The 19035-nt window shown below is 70.6% G+C and carries 19 protein-coding genes; 11 read left to right on the top strand and 8 right to left on the bottom strand.

Annotation, left to right across the window (positions count from 1 at the left end; all coding sequences use genetic code 11):
- Positions 1–153 precede the first annotated feature (153 nt).
- Positions 154–1566: a Dyp-type peroxidase gene (locus DL990_RS28170; protein ID WP_125800436.1), complete on the top strand. Its 1413-nt coding sequence runs from the start codon at positions 154–156 to the stop codon at positions 1564–1566.
- Positions 1567–1784: 218 nt separating this feature from the next.
- Positions 1785–2570, top strand: coding sequence for a DeoR/GlpR family DNA-binding transcription regulator (locus tag DL990_RS28165; RefSeq protein WP_125785734.1), 786 nt, complete (start codon positions 1785–1787; stop codon positions 2568–2570).
- On the opposite strand, the gene DL990_RS28160 is transcribed toward DL990_RS28165, so the two are convergent.
- On the bottom strand, positions 2560–3453 hold the full coding sequence (locus tag DL990_RS28160; RefSeq protein WP_125785777.1) for an ROK family protein: 894 nt from the start codon (positions 3451–3453) through the stop codon (positions 2560–2562). The two genes, DL990_RS28165 and DL990_RS28160, sit on opposite strands and share 11 nt — an antisense overlap.
- A 266-nt stretch (positions 3454–3719) precedes the next feature.
- Between DL990_RS28160 and DL990_RS28155 the strand changes: the two genes are divergently transcribed.
- Positions 3720–3926: a CbtB-domain containing protein gene (locus DL990_RS28155; protein ID WP_005162643.1), complete on the top strand. Its 207-nt coding sequence runs from the start codon at positions 3720–3722 to the stop codon at positions 3924–3926.
- 15 nt (positions 3927–3941) lie between these two features.
- Positions 3942–4706, top strand: coding sequence for a CbtA family protein (locus DL990_RS28150; RefSeq protein WP_125800435.1), 765 nt, complete (start codon positions 3942–3944; stop codon positions 4704–4706).
- 82 nt (positions 4707–4788) lie between these two features.
- On the opposite strand, the gene DL990_RS28145 is transcribed toward DL990_RS28150, so the two are convergent.
- A complete protein-coding gene (locus tag DL990_RS28145) occupies positions 4789–6249 on the bottom strand; it encodes a cobyric acid synthase (protein WP_125800434.1) in 1461 nt (486 codons plus the stop codon).
- Positions 6246–7178 carry a cobalamin biosynthesis protein gene (locus DL990_RS28140; protein ID WP_125785731.1) on the bottom strand — a complete coding sequence of 311 codons (933 nt, stop codon included), beginning with the start codon at positions 7176–7178 and terminating at the stop codon, positions 6246–6248. Before DL990_RS28140 ends, DL990_RS28145 begins: the two co-directional genes overlap by 4 nt.
- A gap of 36 nt (positions 7179–7214) precedes the next feature.
- Here DL990_RS28140 and DL990_RS28135 point away from each other — a divergent pair, with 36 nt between their 5' ends.
- Genes DL990_RS28135 through DL990_RS28125 form a run of 3 tightly spaced genes read left to right on the top strand, consistent with a single transcriptional unit; the run spans position 7215 to position 9588 of the window.
- Positions 7215–7820, top strand: coding sequence for a bifunctional adenosylcobinamide kinase/adenosylcobinamide-phosphate guanylyltransferase (locus DL990_RS28135; RefSeq protein WP_125785730.1), 606 nt, complete (start codon positions 7215–7217; stop codon positions 7818–7820).
- Between the two features lie 11 nt (positions 7821–7831).
- Positions 7832–8845, top strand: a complete 1014-nt coding sequence (gene cobT, locus DL990_RS28130) for a nicotinate-nucleotide--dimethylbenzimidazole phosphoribosyltransferase (RefSeq protein WP_125800433.1) — start codon at positions 7832–7834, stop codon at positions 8843–8845.
- Positions 8842–9588, top strand: coding sequence for an adenosylcobinamide-GDP ribazoletransferase (locus tag DL990_RS28125; protein ID WP_125800432.1), 747 nt, complete (start codon positions 8842–8844; stop codon positions 9586–9588). Before cobT ends, DL990_RS28125 begins: the two co-directional genes overlap by 4 nt.
- On the opposite strand, the gene DL990_RS28120 is transcribed toward DL990_RS28125, so the two are convergent.
- From DL990_RS28120 to DL990_RS28100, 5 genes are all read right to left on the bottom strand, one after another.
- Positions 9501–10214, bottom strand: a complete 714-nt coding sequence (locus tag DL990_RS28120) for a hypothetical protein (RefSeq protein WP_233620595.1) — start codon at positions 10212–10214, stop codon at positions 9501–9503. The two genes, DL990_RS28125 and DL990_RS28120, sit on opposite strands and share 88 nt — an antisense overlap.
- A gap of 159 nt (positions 10215–10373) precedes the next feature.
- Entirely contained in the window at positions 10374–11405 is a 1032-nt protein-coding gene (cobC, locus tag DL990_RS28115) for an Rv2231c family pyridoxal phosphate-dependent protein CobC (RefSeq protein ID WP_125800431.1), read from the bottom strand.
- Complete coding sequence (locus tag DL990_RS28110) at positions 11398–12732, bottom strand: cobyrinate a,c-diamide synthase (protein ID WP_125785726.1); 1335 nt, start codon at positions 12730–12732, stop codon at positions 11398–11400. Before DL990_RS28110 ends, cobC begins: the two co-directional genes overlap by 8 nt.
- Positions 12726–13340 (bottom strand): cob(I)yrinic acid a,c-diamide adenosyltransferase, encoded by a 615-nt coding sequence (gene cobO / locus DL990_RS28105; RefSeq protein WP_125681135.1) that lies wholly within the window; start codon positions 13338–13340, stop codon positions 12726–12728. The genes DL990_RS28110 and cobO overlap by 7 nt, the downstream gene beginning before the upstream one ends.
- Entirely contained in the window at positions 13340–15304 is a 1965-nt protein-coding gene (locus DL990_RS28100; protein WP_125800430.1) for a putative cobaltochelatase, read from the bottom strand. The genes cobO and DL990_RS28100 overlap by 1 nt, the downstream gene beginning before the upstream one ends.
- A 61-nt stretch (positions 15305–15365) precedes the next feature.
- On the opposite strand from DL990_RS28100, the gene cbiE reads away from it, so the two are divergent.
- From cbiE to DL990_RS28080, 4 genes are read left to right on the top strand one after another with little or no spacing between them, the layout of a single operon-like run.
- Entirely contained in the window at positions 15366–16514 is a 1149-nt protein-coding gene (gene cbiE / locus DL990_RS28095) for a precorrin-6y C5,15-methyltransferase (decarboxylating) subunit CbiE (protein WP_125800429.1), read from the top strand.
- Positions 16511–17272 carry a precorrin-4 C(11)-methyltransferase gene (cobM, locus tag DL990_RS28090; protein ID WP_125800428.1) on the top strand — a complete coding sequence of 254 codons (762 nt, stop codon included), beginning with the start codon at positions 16511–16513 and terminating at the stop codon, positions 17270–17272. The genes cbiE and cobM overlap by 4 nt, the downstream gene beginning before the upstream one ends.
- The gene (locus DL990_RS28085) at positions 17269–18264 is read left to right on the top strand and encodes a Gfo/Idh/MocA family protein (protein ID WP_125800427.1); all 996 of its coding nucleotides are present in this window, start codon (positions 17269–17271) and stop codon (positions 18262–18264) included. The genes cobM and DL990_RS28085 overlap by 4 nt, the downstream gene beginning before the upstream one ends.
- Positions 18261–19004 (top strand): cobalt-precorrin-6A reductase, encoded by a 744-nt coding sequence (locus DL990_RS28080; RefSeq protein WP_199746645.1) that lies wholly within the window; start codon positions 18261–18263, stop codon positions 19002–19004. The genes DL990_RS28085 and DL990_RS28080 overlap by 4 nt, the downstream gene beginning before the upstream one ends.
- Positions 19005–19035: the final 31 nt, after the last annotated feature.

Here is a 19035-nt window from a genome sequence, read left to right as displayed (position 1 = left end):
TCGGGTGATAAAACCGCCGAAAGAGGGTACTTGCGGGTGAGGACGGCGAGGTTTCGGTATCGGTTGTATCAAGGGGTAAGACCCGGACGGCGGCGGGGACCGGCACCATCCGCCTGGCCGCCGGACGGGTTTCCGAGGAGGGGGTTCCTTGATATGTCCGTCGACCTGAGCATGCCGTTGGAATGGAAGACCGCGACCGGCGACGCCGCGAAAATGCTCGAAGAACTACAGCCGAACATCCTCAAAGCACACAATCGCGACCATTTTTCCGCGCTTTTCCTCCGTTTTTCGGAGGCCGCGAGCGCGAAGAAGTTCCTCGCGTCGCTCGTCCCGCTGATGAAGTCCGCGAAGACCCACTTGACCGAGGTCGAGCGCTTCAAGACCGAAGGGGTGAAGGGAACGCCCTACGTCGGCACCGGGCTGACGTCGGCAGGCTACCGGTTCCTGAAGATCGAGGGACCACAAGACGGATCCTTCCTGGTGGGCATGCGCGCGCAAGAGATCCGCGAGAAGCTGAACGACCCGCCGCGCTCCACATTCGACAGTGGATATCACGACGAGATCCACGCCGTCGTCATCATCGGTGACGGCGCGGACGCGGCGATGACCGCACGCCGGAACGAGGTTCTGGCGCTGATTCCGCCGACGATTTCCGTGGTCGCCGAGGAAACCGGATTCGGCCGTCTGAACGTCAACGGCGATGGGATCGAACATTTCGGTTATGTCGACGGCCGGAGCCAGCCGCTCTTCCTGATCGAGGACATCCGCGCGGAAAAGACGGAATCGGACGGGATCACTGTCTGGAACCCGACCGCGCCGCTGAACCAGGTGCTCGTCCCCGATCACGCGGCTCCCGATCCCGCGGTGCATTTCGGCAGCTACTTCGTTTTCCGCAAACTGGAACAGAACGTGCGGCGGTTCAAGCAGTCGGAAGAGGCTCTGGCGGATCAGCTGGGTCTCGTCGGCGAAGACCGGGAACGTGCGGGGGCGATGATCGTCGGCCGGTTCGAGGACGGAACGCCGCTGACCGCGCAACGGGAAGCAGGCGCGGAAAGTCCGGTACCGAACAACTTCGACTACGGAAACGACGCCGCCGGCGCCAAATGCCCCTTCCAGGCCCATATCCGGAAGACGAATCCGCGGGGCAGCGGCGGCGCGGAAGAGCCACCGCTGGAGCGTCTGCACCTGATGGCGCGGCGAGGCGTGCCGTACGGCGAACGGGCCGACGACCCGAACGCCGACCTGCCGCCTTCGGCCCGGCCGAGCGGCGGGGTCGGCCTGTTGTTCATGGCGTTCAATTCGGCACTGGGCGACCAGTTCGAGTTCACCCAGGCGAACTGGTCGAACAACCCTGGGTTCCCGATCCCGGACGACGGGGTCAAGCCGCCGGGGCTCGATCCGGTGATCGGTCAGGGCCCGCGCCCGGAATCCGGCTACACCGCGGAATGGGCGGGCACGCGAACGGTGACCGCGGATCCGATCCCGCAGGCGGTGACCTTGAAGGGCGGCGACTACTTCTTCATGCCGTCACTCGCCTTCTTGCGCGGACTCGACGGAAAGGGCTGATCCTTCACGCACTGCGGCCGGTTCCGGTGATCGGATGGCGGATTATCCGCCCGGCGTCACCGGAACGGGCGTAAAGCGGGCGCCGGTCGCACTGGGGGTGGCCGGCGCCTTTTTCTTCCCGATGTCCCAAACCTGCTGCTTCCCTCCGCCCGTATCGCGACGCGTAGTACTTTGTCCGGTGCGGTAAGCGACATCGCGCTTCGGGGAGGGAGCTGGAGATGAATCGCCATGAACGGCTGACGGCTTTATTGGACATGGTGGGAGTGCGGGAAAAAGTCGACGTCGAGGTTTCGGCGGGCGAACTCGGTGTCTCACCCGCGACGATCCGCCGGGATCTCGATCACCTGGCCGGCCGGAACCTCGTGGTCCGCACTCGCGGCGGCGCCGTCGCGAGCAACGTGGCCTACGACCTTCCGTTACGGCACAAGGCGGCCCGCAACGCGCCGGAACAGCAACGGATTTCCGCCGCCGCGGCCAAAATGGTCGACCCCGGCATGGTGGTCGGGCTCAACGGCGGCACGACGGCCACCGAAGTGGGCCGCGCGCTCGCGACCCGGCCGGATATGGGCGAGGCGACCGGCGGGCCGTCGCTCACCGTGGTGACGAACGCGCTCAACATCGCCCACGAACTCGCCGTGCGGCCCAATATCAAGATCGTGGTGACCGGCGGGGTCGCGCGACAGCAGTCGTTCGACCTGTCCGGGCCGCTGTCACAGCTGTTCCTCGACCAGATCTCGCTGGATCTGGTGTTCCTCGGGGTGGACGCCTTCGACCCGGTGCACGGCGCGCAGGCGCACCACGAAGGCGACGCGAGCACGAACCGGCTGATGGCGGCCCGTGCCCGTCAGGTCGTCGTGCTCGCCGACAGCGGAAAACTCGGCGGTCACGCCTTCGCGAAGATCTGCGCGACGACCGATGTCGATGTTCTCGTCACCGACGGCCGCGCGGACCCCGCGCGAGTGCTCGCCTTCGAGGAGGAAGGCGTGCGGGTGGTCAAGGCTTGAGCCGGTCGAGCGCCAGCAGCGCCGCGCCCAGCCTGCCGGCCTCGTCGCCGAGCTGCGCGATCCGCAGTTCGGGCATCCGCTGGAACTGCAGGTTCGCCGCCAGCCACGCCCGCACCGGCTCGAGGACGTAGTCGCCCGCGGTGAACAGGCCGCCGCCGAGGACGACGACTTCGGGCGCGAGCAAGGTGACCAGGGTCTTGATGCCGTGGCCGAGCCCTTCGAGCGCGTCGTTGACCACGGAGATCGCGGCTTCGTCACCGTGCCGGGCGGCGTCGACCACCTGCTCGGCGCCTTCGGCCGGGCGCCCGGTGTGCTCGCTGTAGCGGCGGGCGATGGCCGACGCGGAGGAGATCGCCTCGAGGCATCCGGTCGCCCCGCAGCCGCACGGCAACCGGTGGCCGACGTCGATATGCCCGATTTCGCCGCCTTGCCCACCCGCCGCGTACAGCTTCCCGTCGAGCTGGAGCGCGGCCGCGATCCCGGTGCCGACCGGGATGAAGGCGGCGTCGGTGCAGCCCTTGCCCGCGCCGACCCGGAACTCCGCGAGCCCGCCCGCGCGGACGTCGTGCCCGAACGCGAACGGCAGCCCCAGCCTGCGGTCGAGCATCTCGCCGAACGGCACGTTCCGGAAGTCGAGGTTCGCCGAGAACCGCGCCACCCGCTCGACGTCGTCGACGATGCCCGGGATGACCACGCCGACGGCGTCGGGCGTGCCGGTGCCCGCCTGCTTGCCCAGCGTTTCGACGATCCGCGCGACCTGGTCCGCGAGCGCCTCGCCGTCCGCTCCGCGCGCCGTCGGCTCGCGCAGGCTGGCGAGGTCTTTCAGGTCAGCGTCGTACAGGGCCGCCTTGATGGACGTTCCGCCGACATCGAGTGCCGCCACCGCAGGTGTCATAGCTGGATTTTGGCATGCGCCGCGCGGGGCACGCGGACCGTTCGGCGGTAACGAGCCTGCGCCGATCGGGTTCCGTCACATTGACCTGACACTTCGTGGCGACCTACGCTCGACCGGCCAGACGACGGCACCCGGAACGCGGTGAGATTCCGCGCGGTCGCGCCACTGTGACTCCGAGCCATCGGGGAAGCCAGACCCGGAGCCGTCGTGTAACCCCTGAAGAGGCCGCGCTAGCCCGAGGAGGTCCCACCGCCATGTCCGAAGCGGTAGCAGCAGTACCCGTCCCCGTCCGGATCCCCGTCCGCGAGATCCTGCCCTGGGCGGTGCTCGTCATCCTCCTTTCGCTGATCACGCTGTACTTCATCAGCGCCGAACAGGGTGCGGTGTCGGTGTTCGCGAACTCGTACGTCCACGAGTTCGTCCACGACGGCCGGCACCTGCTGGCCTTCCCGTGCCACTAGGCGGGCAAGCGCCCCATGATGAGGACCTTGCTGGTCCGCGGCATGCTCGCGGGCCTGGTCGCCGGTGTCCTGGCGACCCTTTTCGCCTATTTCTTCGGTGAGCCTTCCGTCGATACCGCCATCGGTCTCGAAGGCACCTCCGCGCATTCGCACAGTGCGCCGGGTGCCCACGAACACGCCCCCGCCGAGGCCGAGGCCGAGGCCGAGCTCGTCACCCGTGGTGTGCAGAGCACCGTGGGTCTGCTGACCGGCGTCGGCCTGTACGGCGTCGCGGTCGGCGGGCTGTTCTCGCTCGCTTTCGCGTTCGTCTACGGACGGCTCGGCACCCTTCGGCCGCGGGTGACCGCGGCGCTCCTCGCGGGCGGCGCCTTCGTGGTCGTGTTCCTGGTGCCGTTCCTGAAGTACCCGGGGAATCCCCCTGCCGTCGGGCAGGCGGGCACGATCGGGAGCCGGACTTCGCTGTACTTCGGCTTCGTCGCGCTTTCGCTGCTGGTCGGCATCCTCGCCGCGGCGTTCGGCCGGAAGCTGGCCGACAAGCTCGGCGCCTGGCGCGGTGGCCTGATCGCCGCGGGCGGGTACGTCGTGGTGATCGCGGTGGCGGCGGCGCTGTTGCCGTCGATCGACGAAGTCCCCGACGGGTTCCCGGGTTCCACGCTGTGGACCTTCCGGCTGGCGTCGGCGGGTACGCAGGTGGTGCTCTGGACCGCGCTCGGCCTGACCTTCGGGGCCTTGGCCGAGAAGGCACTGGCCGGGAAGGCGTTGGCGGACAAGACCGCTTAGGGCTCTGATGTCGTGAAGGGCCCCTTTGAGACCTTCAACGTCTCAAAGGGGCCCTTCACGACATACCCACGACCGGGGAAACTCACGAGACCCCAGGCGGCACGAACGGTAGGTCGCGGCCGGGACCGTCCTCCATCAGCCTCAGCAACGCCTCGGTGTCGACGTGGTCTTCGACGGCGTCGGCGAGCCGGTCCAGCATGCGCTCCCGGAGCAGGCCGAAGCCGGGCGCGCCGTCGACCGGTGACCAATCCGCCACCTCGCCCAGCCAGGCGCGGCGGAAACCGTCGTTCTCGAAGGCGCCGTGCCACATCGTGCCCCACACCGCGCCCTGCCGGTATCCGTCCAAAAAGGACTCGGCGGGACCGGTGGCGGTCACCTTGCCGTGGTGGATTTCGTACGCCTCCACGGGTTGCCCACGCCATGAGCCCGAGGGCCGGGCCAGCACCTTGTCGGTGCCGAACGAGACGCGCGTCGGCAGCAGGCCGAGACCGGGGACCGTTCCGGCGCCGGACTCGACGTCGTCCTCGATCTCGGCGGCCAGCATCTGGTAGCCGCCGCAGATGCCCAGCACAGGACGCCCCGCCGCGCCCCGGGCGCGGACGGCGTCCGCCAGGCCGCGCGCACGCAGCCACGCCAGATCGTCCACGGTCGCGCGGGAACCCGGCAGGATCACCACGTCGGCGGAACGGACCGTGTCCGGGTCGGCCGTCAGCGCGACCGAAACCCCGGGCTCGGCGGCGAGCGCGTCGACGTCGGTCGCGTTGGAGGCACGCGGAAACCGCACGACGGCGATCCGGAGAGACCCGCCCGAGGCGCCCCAGCCCGCGGCGGCCAGCGCGTCCTCCGAGTCGATCCACACCTGGTCGAGCCAGGGCAGCACACCGAAGACCTCGCGGCCGGTGAGCTTCTCCAGCGTCTCCAACCCCGGCCGCAGCAGGCCGACGTCACCGCGGAACTTGTTGACCAGCCAGCCGGAAACCAGCGCCTGGTCTTCGGCGGACAGCAAGGCGAGGGTGCCGAACATCGCGGCCATGACACCGCCACGGTCGATGTCGCCGACGACGACCACGGGCAGGCCGAAGCGCCGTGCCAGCCCCATGTTGACGTAGTCGCCTTCGCGAAGGTTGATCTCGGCCGGGCTGCCCGCGCCTTCGCACAGCACGACGTCGAAGCGCTTTCGCAGTGAAGCGAAGGTGTCGAAGGCGATCTCGGCGAGACCGGCCCGGCCGGTCGCGTACTCCCCCGCTTCCAGCGTGCCGAACGGTTTCCCGAGCGCGACGACGTGGCTGCGGCGATCGCTCCCGGGTTTCAGCAGCACCGGGTTCATCGCGGCTTCGGGTTCGACGCGGGCCGCCCGCGCCTGCAGCCATTGCGCGCGGCCGATCTCGGCGCCGTCCGCGCACACCATCGAGTTGTTCGACATGTTCTGCGACTTGAACGGCGCGACCCGCACGCCCTGGCGCGCGAGCCAGCGGCACAACGCGGCGGTGACCAGGCTCTTTCCCGCGTCCGACGTCGTTCCCGCGATGAGCAGGCCGGTCATCGCGTGACCGCCACCGCGACGGCGAGCGCCGCCAGGCCGACCGCCCGCGACAGCCGGACCGCGCGCCGCACGTCCACCGGTTCCGGCTCGCGGCCGTCGCCGAGGACGCCACGACGTTCGGCACGGCCGCCGTAACTGTTCGTCCCGCCCAGCCTGATCCCGAGCGCGCCGGCGAAAGCGGCCTCGACCTGGCCCGCGTTGGGGCTCGGATGGTGCTTCCCGTCGCGGCGCCAGACGCGGAACGCGGGTTTGGCGAAGCCGCCGGCCAGCGGCGCGGACGCCACGGTGAGTGCCGCGCCGACGCGGGACGGGACCAGGTTGACCAGGTCGTCCGTCCTCGCCGACGCCCAGCCGAAGTTCGCGTACTTCGGCGAGCGATAGCCGACCATCGCGTCGAGCGTGTTGAGCGCGCGATAGCCCAGCAGGCCGGGGATCCCGGCGACCGCGCCCCACAGCAGCGGCGCGACGACGGCGTCCGAGGTGTTCTCGGCGATGGACTCGGTGGTCGCGCGCGCGAGCTGTTCGGTGTCGAGGCCGGTGGCGTCGCGGGCGCACAGATGCGAGAGCCGCTGCCGCGCGCCGGGCAGATCGCCGTCGTCGAGCAGTCGAGCCATGCGCGTCCCCTCGGCCGCGAGCCCCTTGCCGCCCAGAACCACCCAGGTGGACGCCGCGGTGAGCGCGAACCGGGCGAACGGACGCTTCCGGGTCCAGAACTGGGCCGCGACCCCCAATCCGGTGACACTGCCCGCGCAGATCGCGGTGTACGCCGCGCCCCGCGTCTTCGAATCGGCGTAAACCCGCTGTTCGAGGGCTTGCGCGGCGCGGCCGAAGCCGGCGACCGGATGCCTCCGGCGTGGATCTCCGAACACGGCGTCGGCGACGTAACCGGTAACGAGTCCGGCTGCGGTGGCGGCTTGTCGGAGTGGCACGTGGCGAACGGTAGCGCGTGCACGAGAATGCGGGGTATGACCAAGCTGACGCATCGCCTCGCGAGGGTCCTGGAGACTCTCGCGCGGGCACTTCGCCGCTATTCGCGCGACGACGGCAAGGTGCTGATACTGGGCGGCGTCCGCTCTGGGAAGTCACACCACGCCGAGCGGCTCGCGTCCCGCCACCCGCACCTGACCTACATCGCGCCCGGCCTGCCGCCGAGTGCCGCCGACCCCGAATGGGCCGCTCGCGTGGCCGCCCACCGGGCGCGGCGACCGGCCAACTGGAAGACAGTGGAGACCACCGACCTGGCAACGGTGCTGCGGACGGCGACGCATCCGCTGCTCATCGACTGCCTCGGCACCTGGATCAGCCGGGTGCTCGACGAGGTCGGCGCCTGGGAGCAGCGCGACGGCTGGGAACGGCGGCTCGACGACCGGTTGGAGGACTTCCTGGCGGCGTGGGCGCAGGCCGGCGTGCCGGTGATCGCGGTCAGCAACGAGGTCGGCAGCGGTGTGGTGCCCGCGACGGTGTCCGGACGGGTGTTCCGTGATGTGCTGGGCGCGCTGAACAACCGGGTGTCCGCCGGGTCCGACCGGACCGTGCTGGTCGTCGCCGGACGGATGCTCGACCTGCCGTGAGGAGCCTGCCCATGCGTATCGCCATCCCGGACGCCGCCGCCGAAGCCGCCGCGCGCGCCAGACTGGACGGCCTGGTCAAGCCGCTGGGTTCACTCGGGCGGCTCGAAGACCTGGCCGCGTGGCTCAGCGCGGCGCACGGCGTCGTCCCGCCGAGGCCGCTCGACGACGTCCGCGTGGTCGTCTTCGCCGGGGACCACGGAGTTTCCGGGATGTCGGCGTATCCGCGCGAGGTCACCGCCGCGATGGTGCGGGTGTTCCTTGCCGGGAAGAGCGGCGTCGGTGTGCTGGCCAAGCTCGCCGGAGCGACGGTGCGAGTGTGCGACATCGCGGTGGACTGGGACGGCGCGGACGTGCCCGCCGGGGTCACCGCGCACAAGGTCCGCCGGGGTTCCGGTTCGATCGACGTCGAGGACGCGCTCGCCGAGGGCGAGGCGCGCACGGCGTTCGAGCACGGGCTGGCGATCGCCGACGAGGAGATCGACGGCGGCGCGGATCTGCTCGTCCCCGGCGACATGGGGATCGGCAACACGACGATCTGCGCGGCCGTGGTCGCCTCGCTGCTCGGCCTTCTCCCGGAGGACGTCGTCGGGACGGGCACCGGGATCGACGAGGACACGCGGGCACGGAAGCTCGCGGTCGTCGAGGCCGCGTTGGTCAGGTCCGGTGCGGTGAAGGACCCCTTCGCGGTGCTGACGTCACTCGGCAGCGCCTGTCTCGCCGCGACGGCGGGCTTTCTCGTGCAGGCGGCGGTTCGCGGGGTGCCGGTGCTGCTCGACGGCGTGTTCTCCGGGGCCGCGGCGCTCGTCGCCCGCGAGATCGCGCCGGGTGCCGAACAGTGGTGGCTGGCCGGGCACCGGTCGACCGAGCCGTCGCAGGCGTTCGCGTTGAAGGCACTCGGGCTGGAGCCGATCCTCGACCTCGGGCTGCGGCTCGGCGAGGGCAGCGGCGCCGTGCAAGCGGTGCCGACGCTGAGGGCGGCGCGAGCGATCCTCGCGGACATGGGTCTGCTGGCGGATCTGGCTTGATCGCCGACGCGCTGAAGATGGCCGTCGGCACCCTGACCACGGTCCGGGTGCCGGCACCGGGCCTGATCGACCGGCGGGTGGCGGGCGGCGCGATGGTGCTCGGCCCGCTGGCCGTCCTGCCGCTCGCCGCCGTCGCTTCGGTGATCGTCTTCTCGGGTGAACTGATCGGCCTGCCCGCTTTCGCGTCGGCGGCGCTCGCGGTGGGTGCGGTGGCGCTGGGCAGCCGCGGCCTCCATCTGGACGGGCTCGCCGACACGGCCGACGGGCTCGGCGCTTCGTACGACCGCGCACGCGCGCTGGAGGTCATGCGACGCGGGGACTCCGGGCCGACCGGGATCGCGACCCTGGTGCTGACGCTGCTCGTGCAGGTCGGCGCGCTGGCCGGGGCGATCTCGGCCGGACACGGGGTCGCAGCGGTCGCGATCGCGGTCGTCGCCGGACGCGGGGTGCTGTCGCTGTGCTGCGCGCGCGGCGTCCCCTCGGCCCGGCCGGAAGGGCTCGGCGCGACCGTCGCCGGTTCGGTGCCGGCGTGGACGGCCGCGGTCGTGTTCGCCGTCCTCGCGGGCGCGGCGGCGCTGGTACTTCCGTGGTGGCAAGGGCTGATCGCGGTGACGCTGGGATATCTGGCCGCGTCGGCGCTGCTGGCGCGATGCGTTCAGCGGCTGGGCGGGGTCACCGGGGACGTGCTCGGCGGTTGCGTCGAGGTCGCCGTCGCGGGGGTCTTGCTGGCTGTGTCCTTCTGACTGGCCGTGTCCTTCTGAGGAGCCGCCAGTTTCTCGTCGATTTCCGGCAACCAGAAGCACAGCTCGAGGGTCTTCATCCCGGCCCAGAGGCCGAGCTTCCGGCCCTGCGAAACCAACGTGAGCGACGCGAACAGGAACAGCGCCGCGAGCCCGCCGGCGATGAACGGATGCTTCCCGGCGAAGATCTCGACGATCGCGGCGACCGCTCCGAACAGCAACGGCGGCGCGCAGTTACGCACCATGAGCCCGGACGCGCGCAGCCGCGTGACGTCGACCGCGACCTCCTTGTCGTGCAGTTGCAGCGCGCACAGCAGAAGATGCGTGTTCTCCTTCAGGAACGCGCGATCCTTGGCCGCGGGCATCCGGCGGAGGAACTCCTCGGCGGCGTTCCTGCTCCGCCTCCGAGGCACGATCCGCTCCAGCGCCTCACCGAGCGGATAGGCCAAATAGCCCAACAGGAAACTCAGCACCACGATCACCACGACCAGCACCACGGTGGGCACGCCGCCGATGCTCGCCGCGGTCAGGATGTGGAGTTTCGCCCCGAGGTACCCGAATAACGCGACGTACAACGCGCCGGGGATGGTGTAGGCGAAGAGATCAAAGACGCCGATCACGAAGTTCACCGGCTCATCCAACCACTTCGAGCGACAAGCTGGTCGTGAGTGGCGATTCGGCCGGGTTCACCACAGGATCGAAAGCGTAACTCGCGTGATTGGAGCCGTCACTCGCGTGATTGGAGCCGTAACTCGCGTGATTGGAGCCGTAACTCGCGTGATACGGCTTCAAGCACGCGAGTGCGGTGTCGTCGCGGTCGAACCGGCGAGGGCCGCCAGAAAGGCGTCCACCGTCTCCCTGTCCCGCACCGCGATCCGCAGGTACCGCGCGTCCAGCCCTGGGAAGGTGTCCCCCCGCCGGACGGCGAAGCCCTTCTCCCGCAGCCGTTCCCGGACACCGTCAGCGCCGGGGAGCCGGACGAGCACGAAAGGCCCCCGCGGCTCCCCCAGCACTTCGACGCCCAAGGCGGTCAGACCCGAGACCAGGTACTCCCGGTCCGATTCCGCCGCGACCGCCAGCTTCTCGGCTTCCTCCAGCGCCGCCGGGCGGCAGCACGCCTCCACGGCGACGGCGGCGAGTGACGACACCGACCACGGCGGCTGGACCGCACGCAGTCTGTCCACAATAGACTCGTCCGCCAGTACGTATCCGGCGCGCAGTCCGGCGATGCCCCAGGTCTTCGTCAGGCTGCGGAGGACGGCGAAACCGGGTTGTCCCGCAACGCTTTCGGTCTCGCCGGGGACGGCGTCGAGGAACGCCTCGTCGACGACGACCAGGCGACCAGTGCGCCGCAAGGCGAGCAGGTCCGCGGCCGGATGCAGGACCGAGGTGGGGTTCGTGGGGTTCCCGACGAAGACCAGGTCCGCTTCGTCCGGGACGCCGCCCAGCCGGAAACCGTCGTCGGGCGACAACAGGACCCGGTGCACTCGATGTCCGGCCGCGCGCAAAGCGGCTTCCGGTTCGGTGAACTGCGGGTGCACGACCACGGCGTGCGCGGGCCGCAACGCCGTGGCCAGCAACGTGAAGGCCTCGGCCGCGCCCGAGGTCACCAACACCTGCGACTCCGGCAAACCGTGTCGCCGCGCCACGGCCACCACAGCAGCGGTCACGTCCGGGTAGGCGGCCAGGTCGTCGAGGGCCGCCGCCAGTTCGGCGCGCAGCCACGCGGGCGGCGCCGGGAGCCGGACGTTCACCGCCAGATCGACGAGCCCCTCACCGACCTCGCGATCGCCGTGGTGCCAGAGGTCGTAGTCAGCCATGGTCGTGCACCGCGGCGGCGAACCGTTCGGCGAGTTCGGGGTAGCCCGCCCAGTGGACGTGCAGGTACGACGCGTGCAGTGACGCGGACGCGAAGCCGTCGGGTGTGCGGTCCCAGCCCCAGGCCGGAGTCGGCCCGCTGCCGGGTTCGACGATCGTGCGGTGGAATTCGTGGCCGGTGACGCGTTGCCCCGCCACGGCCAGCAGGCTGTCCGCAGGCGCGAAAGCCTTGCGGTAGCCGAGTTTCCCGCGTTTGGTCATGGTCGCCGACGCGTCGAGGACACCGGTCATCGGCAGGCCGTCGATGTCCTGGCACAGATACAACAGTCCCGCGCATTCCGCGACGACGGGCATTCCGTCGCCGACGGCTCGCGCGATCGCCGTCCGCAACGGGACATTCGCCGACAGCTCTTCGGCGTGCACCTCGGGAAAACCGCCGCCGAAGTACAGCCCGGCGCAGCCTTCGGGGAGTTCCTTGTCCTGCAACGGATCCACCTCGACGACGTCGACGCCGGCGGCGGCAAGCAGTTCGACGGCCTCGGTGTAGCGGAAGGTGAACGCGGGACCGGCCGCCGCGGCGACGACCGAACGCCGCCCGTCATGGGAAAGCGGCGGGCGCCAAGGCTCCCCGGAAAGGCGGGAAGCCGAGCGCGCCACCTGCACGACCGCGCCGAGGTCCACTCCCTCGCTGATCCATGCGGCCAGTTCCGGCAGCAGCCGCGCCGACTCGCTCGCCCGTTCCGCCGCGGGCACCAGACCGAGGTGACGGCTGGGCGCGTGGATCTCTTCGTTGCGGTACAACGTTCCCAGCAGTGGGACGCCGGTCGCTTCCAGTGCGGTGACGATCTCGTCCGCGTGCCGCTGCGAGCCCAGCTTGTTGAGGATGACGCCGGCGAGCCGGACGCGCGTGTCGTACTGCGCGAACCCGAGCACGGTCGCGGCGACACTGCGCGAAGCGGCCGAGGCGTCGACGACGAGCACCACCGGCGCGTCCAGCAGCCGCGCGACATGCGCCGTCGACGCGTATCCCTCGGTGCCGAGCGCCCCGTCGAACAGGCCCATCACGCCTTCGATGATCGCGATGTCGGCACCGGCGGAACCGTGCCGTAGCAAGGGAATCAGCCGGTCCTCACCCTGGAGGAACGGGTCGAGGTTGCGCGGCGGCCGTCCGGTGGCGAGGGCGTGGTAGCTCGGGTCGATGAAGTCGGGGCCGACCTTGTGCCCGGACACCTTCAGTCCCCGCGCCCGCAACGCCGCCATCAGCCCCGCGGCGATCGTGGTCTTGCCGTGCCCGGAACCGGGCGCGGCGATGACCACGCGGTTCACCATTCGATGCCTCGCTGGCCTTTTTGCCCGGCGTCCATCGGATGCTTCACCTTCGTCATCTCGGTCACCAGGTCCGCCGCTTCGATCAGCTCCGGCGGCGCGTACCGGCCGGTGATCACCACATGCTGGTGACCGGGGCGCGCGGTCAGCGTCGAGACGACGTCGTCCACTTCGAGCCAGCCCCATTTGAGCAGGTAGCTGAACTCGTCGAGGACGTAGAAGTCGTGGGTTTCGGCGGCGAGACGGCGTTTGATCTCGGCCCAGCCCTCACGGGCGTTCTCGGCGTGGTCCTCTTCGGAACCGGATTTACGCGCCCAGCTCCAGCCTTCGCCCATCTTGTGCCACTCGACCGCGCCGCCCTGGCCGGTGTCGTCGTGCAGTTTGCCGAGCGCGCGGAACGCGGCTTCCTCGCCGACGCGCCATTTCGCCGACTTGACGAACTGGAACACGCCGATCGACCAGCCCTGGTTCCATGCGCGCAACGCCATGCCGAACGCGGCCGTGGACTTGCCCTTCATCTCGCCGGTGTGCACGGCGAGCAGCGGGCGGTTGCGGCGCTGCCGGGTGGTGAGCCCGTCGTTCGGCACCGTTTCCGGTTTACCCTGCGGCATTACGCGGCCCTCCCGGAAATACGCGTGCGGACGGCGCCCGCCAGTGTGTCGGCGGCGACTTCGGCGACCGGGACGTGTTCCGCGCCGAGGTGTTCCGCCAGTTCCGCGGCGAGCCCGAGGCGCATCTTCCCGCTCTCGCAGTCCATTACGACCGAGGTCACGTTCCCGGCCAGCAGCCCGGCCGCCTGCTTCGCGCGCTGGACGGCGTCGGCGCCGCTGGTCGCGCGGCCGTCGGTGACGACGACGAGCAGCGGACGCCGCAGCGGATCCCGGACCGCTTCGATCCGCAGAACCCGCGCCGCCTCAAGGAGTCCCTCCGCCAGCGGGGTCCGGCCGCCGGTCGCGAGACCGTCCAAACGGGACGCCGCGGCGTCGACGCTGATCGTCGGCGGAAGCGCGAGTTCGGCACCGGAGGCCCGGAAGGTCACCAGGCCCACCTTGTCGCGTCGCTGGTAGGCGTCGAGCAGCAGGGACAGCACGGCGGTCTTGACCTCGCGCATCCGCTGGCGCGCGCCCATCGAGCCGGACGCGTCGACGCAGAACAGCACCAGGTTGCCCTCGCGCCCTTCCCGCCGCGCGAACCGCAGGTCCTGGGGCCGTACGACGAGTCCGGCGCCGCTGCGGCCGCGAGACCGCTGATGCGGCGCGGCCGCGCGTACGGTCGCGAGCAGATGCGGATGCCCGTCCTTGGTCCCGGCGGGCTGGACGCCGATCGTCCGCCCGTTGGTGGTGATGGCGCGGGACCGGCGGCCCGCGGCACCCTCGCCGGTGCCCTTCACCTCGAAACGCCTGGCACGAAAGGCTTCCCCGGCGCCGACCGGCTTCTGCTCACCGCCGCTCCGGCCACCGCCCGATGGCTCCTCGCCGCCTTCCGACGGCGGCGGGCCCGACGTTTCGCCACCCTCAGGCGGTGCACCGGAACCGGGGCCGTCGTCGTCGGGACCCGGACCTTCCGGCTCGGCGTCCTGCAGCGCCTGTTCCAGCTGTTCCTCGGAGATCCCGGGCGCGTCGAAGGGATTCCGGCGACGGCGGTGCGGCAGCGCGAGCCGGGCCGCGACCCGGACGACCTCGGTGGTCACCTCGGTGCGGCCGGCCCAGGCGGCGTGCGCGACGGCCGTCCGCGCGGTCACGATGTCCGCGCGCATACCGTCGACCTCGAAGGACGCACAGACCTCGGCGATCTGCCGCAGCGCGTCGTCCGGCAGTTTGACCGACGGCAGAAGTCGTTGTGCCGCCTCGATGTCCGCGGCGAGTTCGGCGTCGGCAGCGGCGTACTGGCCGGCGAAACCGTCGGGATCCGCCTCGTAGGCGAGCCGCCGCCGGACGACCTCGACCCGCAGTTCGGGATCCCGGCTGGACGCGACCTCGACGGTGAGGCCGAAACGGTCCAGCAGCTGCGGCCGCAGTTCGCCTTCCTCGGGGTTCATCGTGCCGATGAGGACGAACCTGGCCGCGTGCGAGACCGAAACGCCCTCGCGCTCGACGGTCGCGCGGCCCATGGCGGCGGCGTCGAGCAGCGTGTCGACCAGGTGGTCGTGCAGGAGGTTGACCTCGTCCACGTACAGCAGGCCACGATGCGCGGCCGCGAGGAGGCCGGGCTGGAAATCGGTGACACCGTCGGCCAGCGCGCGTTCCAAGTTCAGCGAGCCGATCACCCGGTCCTCGGCCGCGCCGACCGGCAACTCCACGAGTCGTGCGGGACGGCGGTGCGCGGGCGAACCTTCGGCGTGCGGGCCGTCGGGACACGCGGGGTCGGGCTCGACGGGATCGCAGGAGAACCGGCACGCGTCCACGACGTCGACGCCGGGCAGCAGACCGGCCAGCGCGCGGACCATCGTCGACTTCGCCGTGCCCTTCTCCCCGCGCACCAGCACCCCGCCGACGGCGGGCGAGATGGAGGAAAGCACCAGCGCCAGGCGCAGATCCGGCATCCCCACAACGGCGGTGAACGGGTACGGCTTCACAGCACTCCCTCATCGTCGACGACCTCCGGCCGATCATCGCATAGGAAAACCGTCATCTACGGTGACGAACGTGCGCGAAAAATCACCCCTGACGGTCGTCGGGATCGGAGCCGACGGCTGGCCCGGTCTGTCCTCGCAGGCCAGGGAAGCGGTGGTGAACGCGGATCTGGTCGTCGGCGCTCCGCGTCAGCTCGCGTACCTGCCCGCCGGGATGAAAAGCGAACCCTGGCCCAGTCCGCTCCTGCCCGGACTGGACGAGTTCCTCGCCGGACGAGAAGGCCGCGTCTGCGTGCTGGCCAGCGGTGATCCCCTGCTGTCCGGCATCGGCACGACGCTCGTCCAGCGCGGCTACGACGTCGAGATCCTGCCCGCGTTGTCCTCGGTGACGCTCGCCCGCGCGAGGCTCGGCTGGTCCGCGGAGGAGACCGAGGTGGTCACCGTCGTCGGCCGCGCGATCGGCCGGGTGAGCCGCGCCTTGGCGCCCGGCCGGAAGATCCTCGTCCTCGGCGCGAACGCCGAAGACCTGCTCGACCTGCTCAAGGCCCGCGGTTACGGCAAGAGCCGCGTCACCGCGCTGTCCGACCTCGGCGGCCCAGACGAGCGGATCGGCCCCGGCTCGTTGACCGTGTTCGCCGTCGAGGCCGACGGGCCCGCGCTGCCGCTGACCGGTCTCCCGGACGACGCCTTCGAGCACGACGGGCAGCTCACCAAACGCGATCTTCGCGCGTCCGCGCTGGCCAGGCTCGCGCCGTCACCCGGCGAACTGCTGTGGGACGTCGGCGCGGGCGCGGGCAGCGTCGGGATCGAATGGTCCCGGACGCATCCGCTGAACCGGGCGATCGCGATCGAGCGCCTCCCGGAGCGGGCCGCCCGGATCACCCGGAACGCGGACGCGCTCGGGGTCCCGGAACTCGACGTGGTGATCGGCCCCGCGCCGGAAGCACTCGAAGGACTGACCAGGCCGCACGCGATCTTCGTCGGCGGCGGGCTGACCGTGCCCGGTGTGCTGGACGCCTGCCTGGCGACCGGCGCGAGGATCGTCGCGCACGGCGTGACCCTCGAATCCGAACAGGCACTGGCCCGCGCGTACGGCGAACACGGCGGTGAGCTGATCCGCGTCGCCGTCGAACAGGCCGCGCCGCTGGGCGGATTCACCGGCTGGACCCCGGCGCGGGTCGTCACACAGTGGACATATCGGAGCAAACCTTGACAGTGCACTTCATCGGCGCGGGTCCCGGCGCGGCCGACCTCATCACCGTCCGGGGCCGTGACCTGCTCGGGCGCTGCGACACCTGCCTGTACCCCGGCAGCATGACGCCCACGGCGCTCTTGGAGTACTGCTCTCCGGAGGCGGTGCTCATCGACACCGCGAACCTCGATCTGCCCGCGATCGTCGAGCGCATGGTCGAGGCCCACGAGGCCGGCCACGAGATCGCGCGGCTCTGTTCGGGCGATCCGTCGATCTACAGCGCGGTCGCCGAGCAGATGCGCCGGCTCGACGCGGCCGGCGTTCCCTACGACGTCACGCCGGGTGTGCCCGCGTTCGCCGCCGCGGCCGCGCTGCTCAAGCGCGAACTGACCGTGCCCGAAGTCGGCCAGAGCCTGGTCATCACGCGGGCGCAGGCCCTGTCCACCGCCATGCCACCGGGTGAAACGCTGGAGAACTTCGCGCGCACCGGCACCACGCTCGCGTTGCATCTGGCGATCAACCGCATCGAGCAAGTAGTCGACGAATTGCTGCCCTTTTATCAAGAGAACTGCCCGGCGGCGGTGGTCGCGCTGGCGAGCCAGCCCGGTGAGCAGGTGCTGCGCGGCACGCTCGGCACCATCGCCGCGCAGTCCCGCGAGGCCGGGATCAGCCGCGCCGCGATGATCTTCGTCGGGGAAGTCCTTGCCGCCGAAGGGTTTCCCGACAGCTTCCTGTATTCGGCCACCCGTGATCGCGCCAACCAACCGGAGTCGCTGTGAAGAACGTTCGCTGGGGCCTGCTGGCCGCCGGGACCATCGCCGCCGAGTTCGCGGCGGGCGTCGAAGAGAGCAAGCACGGCGTGCTGGAGGCCGTCGCCGCGCGGTCCGGTGACCGGGCGGCCGAGTTCGCGAGCCGCTTCGAGATCCCGAAATGCTACGGCGCCTACGAAGACCTGCTCGCCGATCCGGACGTCGACGCGGTCTACATCTCGACGCCGCATCCGCTGCACGGCGAGTGGGCGATCCGCGCGGCCGAGGCGGGCAAGCACATCCTGTGCGAGAAACCGCTGACCGTGTCCGTCGCCGAAGCCGAGAAGGTCATCGAGGCGGCCCGCGTCAACGACGTCTTCCTCATGGAGGCGTTCATGTACCGGCTGCATCCGCAGATCCGGCGGCTGGCCGAGCTGATCTCGTGCGGCGCCATCGGCGAGGTCCGCGCCGTGGATGTCGCCTTCAGCTACAACTTCGCGGTTCCCCGGCTGACCGATCCCGCGCTGGGCGGGGGCGGGATCTTCGACGTCGGCTGTTACTGCACGTCGCTCGCGCGGCTGGTCTCGCAGGCCGCGACCGGGCAGGACGTCGTCGAGCCCGACGAGGTACTCGGGATGGCCAGGCTCGACGAGAACGGCATCGACGAGGTCGCGTTCGGACTGCTGCGACTGCCCGGCGGGATCCTCGCGCAGCTGGCATGCGGCTTCCAACTGACGCAAGACGACCACATCCGCGTGTACGGCTCACAAGGACAGCTGTACGTGCCGAAACCGGCGTGGATCCACGAAATGCGCAAGCCGATGACCTCGCAGATCATCCTCACGCCGGAAGGCGGCGAACCCGAGGTGATCGAGGTCGAAGCGACTCAAGGCCTCTTTGCTCGCGAGGCCGACCACGTCGCCGCACACCTCGAAGACCGTCAGGCGCCCGAACTCACCTGGGCGGAAACGCTCGCCAACCTGCGCACGCTGGAACGGTGGCGCGCGGCCGTGGCGCGATGAAGCTGCTGATCCTGGGCGGGACCGGCGAAGCACGCGACCTCGCGAAGGAGCTTGTGACGCGTGGCGAGCACGTCGTCTCGTCGCTGGCAGGCCGCGTCGCACGACCGAAACTGCCCGACGGCGAAGTCCGCGTCGGCGGCTTCGGTGGCCCGGAAGGTCTCGCGCGCTGGCTGACCGAGAACGACATCGACGCGGTGATCGACGCCACGCACCCCTTCGCCGAACGCATCGGCGCCAACGCGGTCTTCGCGGCGAGGGAAACGGGAACACCGCTGCTCAGGCTCGCCAGGCCCGGCTGGACCGAACGGCCCGACGACAGCTGGCACTGGGCCGACGACCTCGACCACGCCGCGCGACTGCTCCCGGCGCTCGGCGAACGCGTGTTCCTCACCAGCGGCCGTCAAGGGCTCGCCGCCTTCGCCGAGCTCGATCTCTGGTTCCTGATCCGCTGCGTCGACCCGCCCGAGGCACCGCTCCCCCGCCGTCACGAAGTCCTGCTGGACCGCGGGCCGTACACGGTGGACGGGGAACGCGAGCTCATGGAACGGCACGGCGTCGAGGTCCTCGTCACCAAGGACAGCGGCGGCGCGATGACCGCCGCGAAGCTCACCGCGGCCCGCGGGCTCGGCCTCCCGGTGGTCGTCGTCCGCCGGCCCCAGCGACCCGAAACGGCCAGCGTAACGACAGTTCAGGACGCTGTCGGCTGGATCGGCGCCCAGGAGAAGGGCAGCCCTGCGTAAGCCGTTCGGACCAGACCCGTTAGCGTTGCGC

This window comes from Amycolatopsis sp. WAC 01416, from assembly GCF_003947485.1.
GTDB lineage: Bacteria > Actinomycetota > Actinomycetes > Mycobacteriales > Pseudonocardiaceae > Amycolatopsis.
Note: the sequence above shows the minus strand (reverse complement) of the source record. Positions and strands in the feature narration are given on the sequence as shown.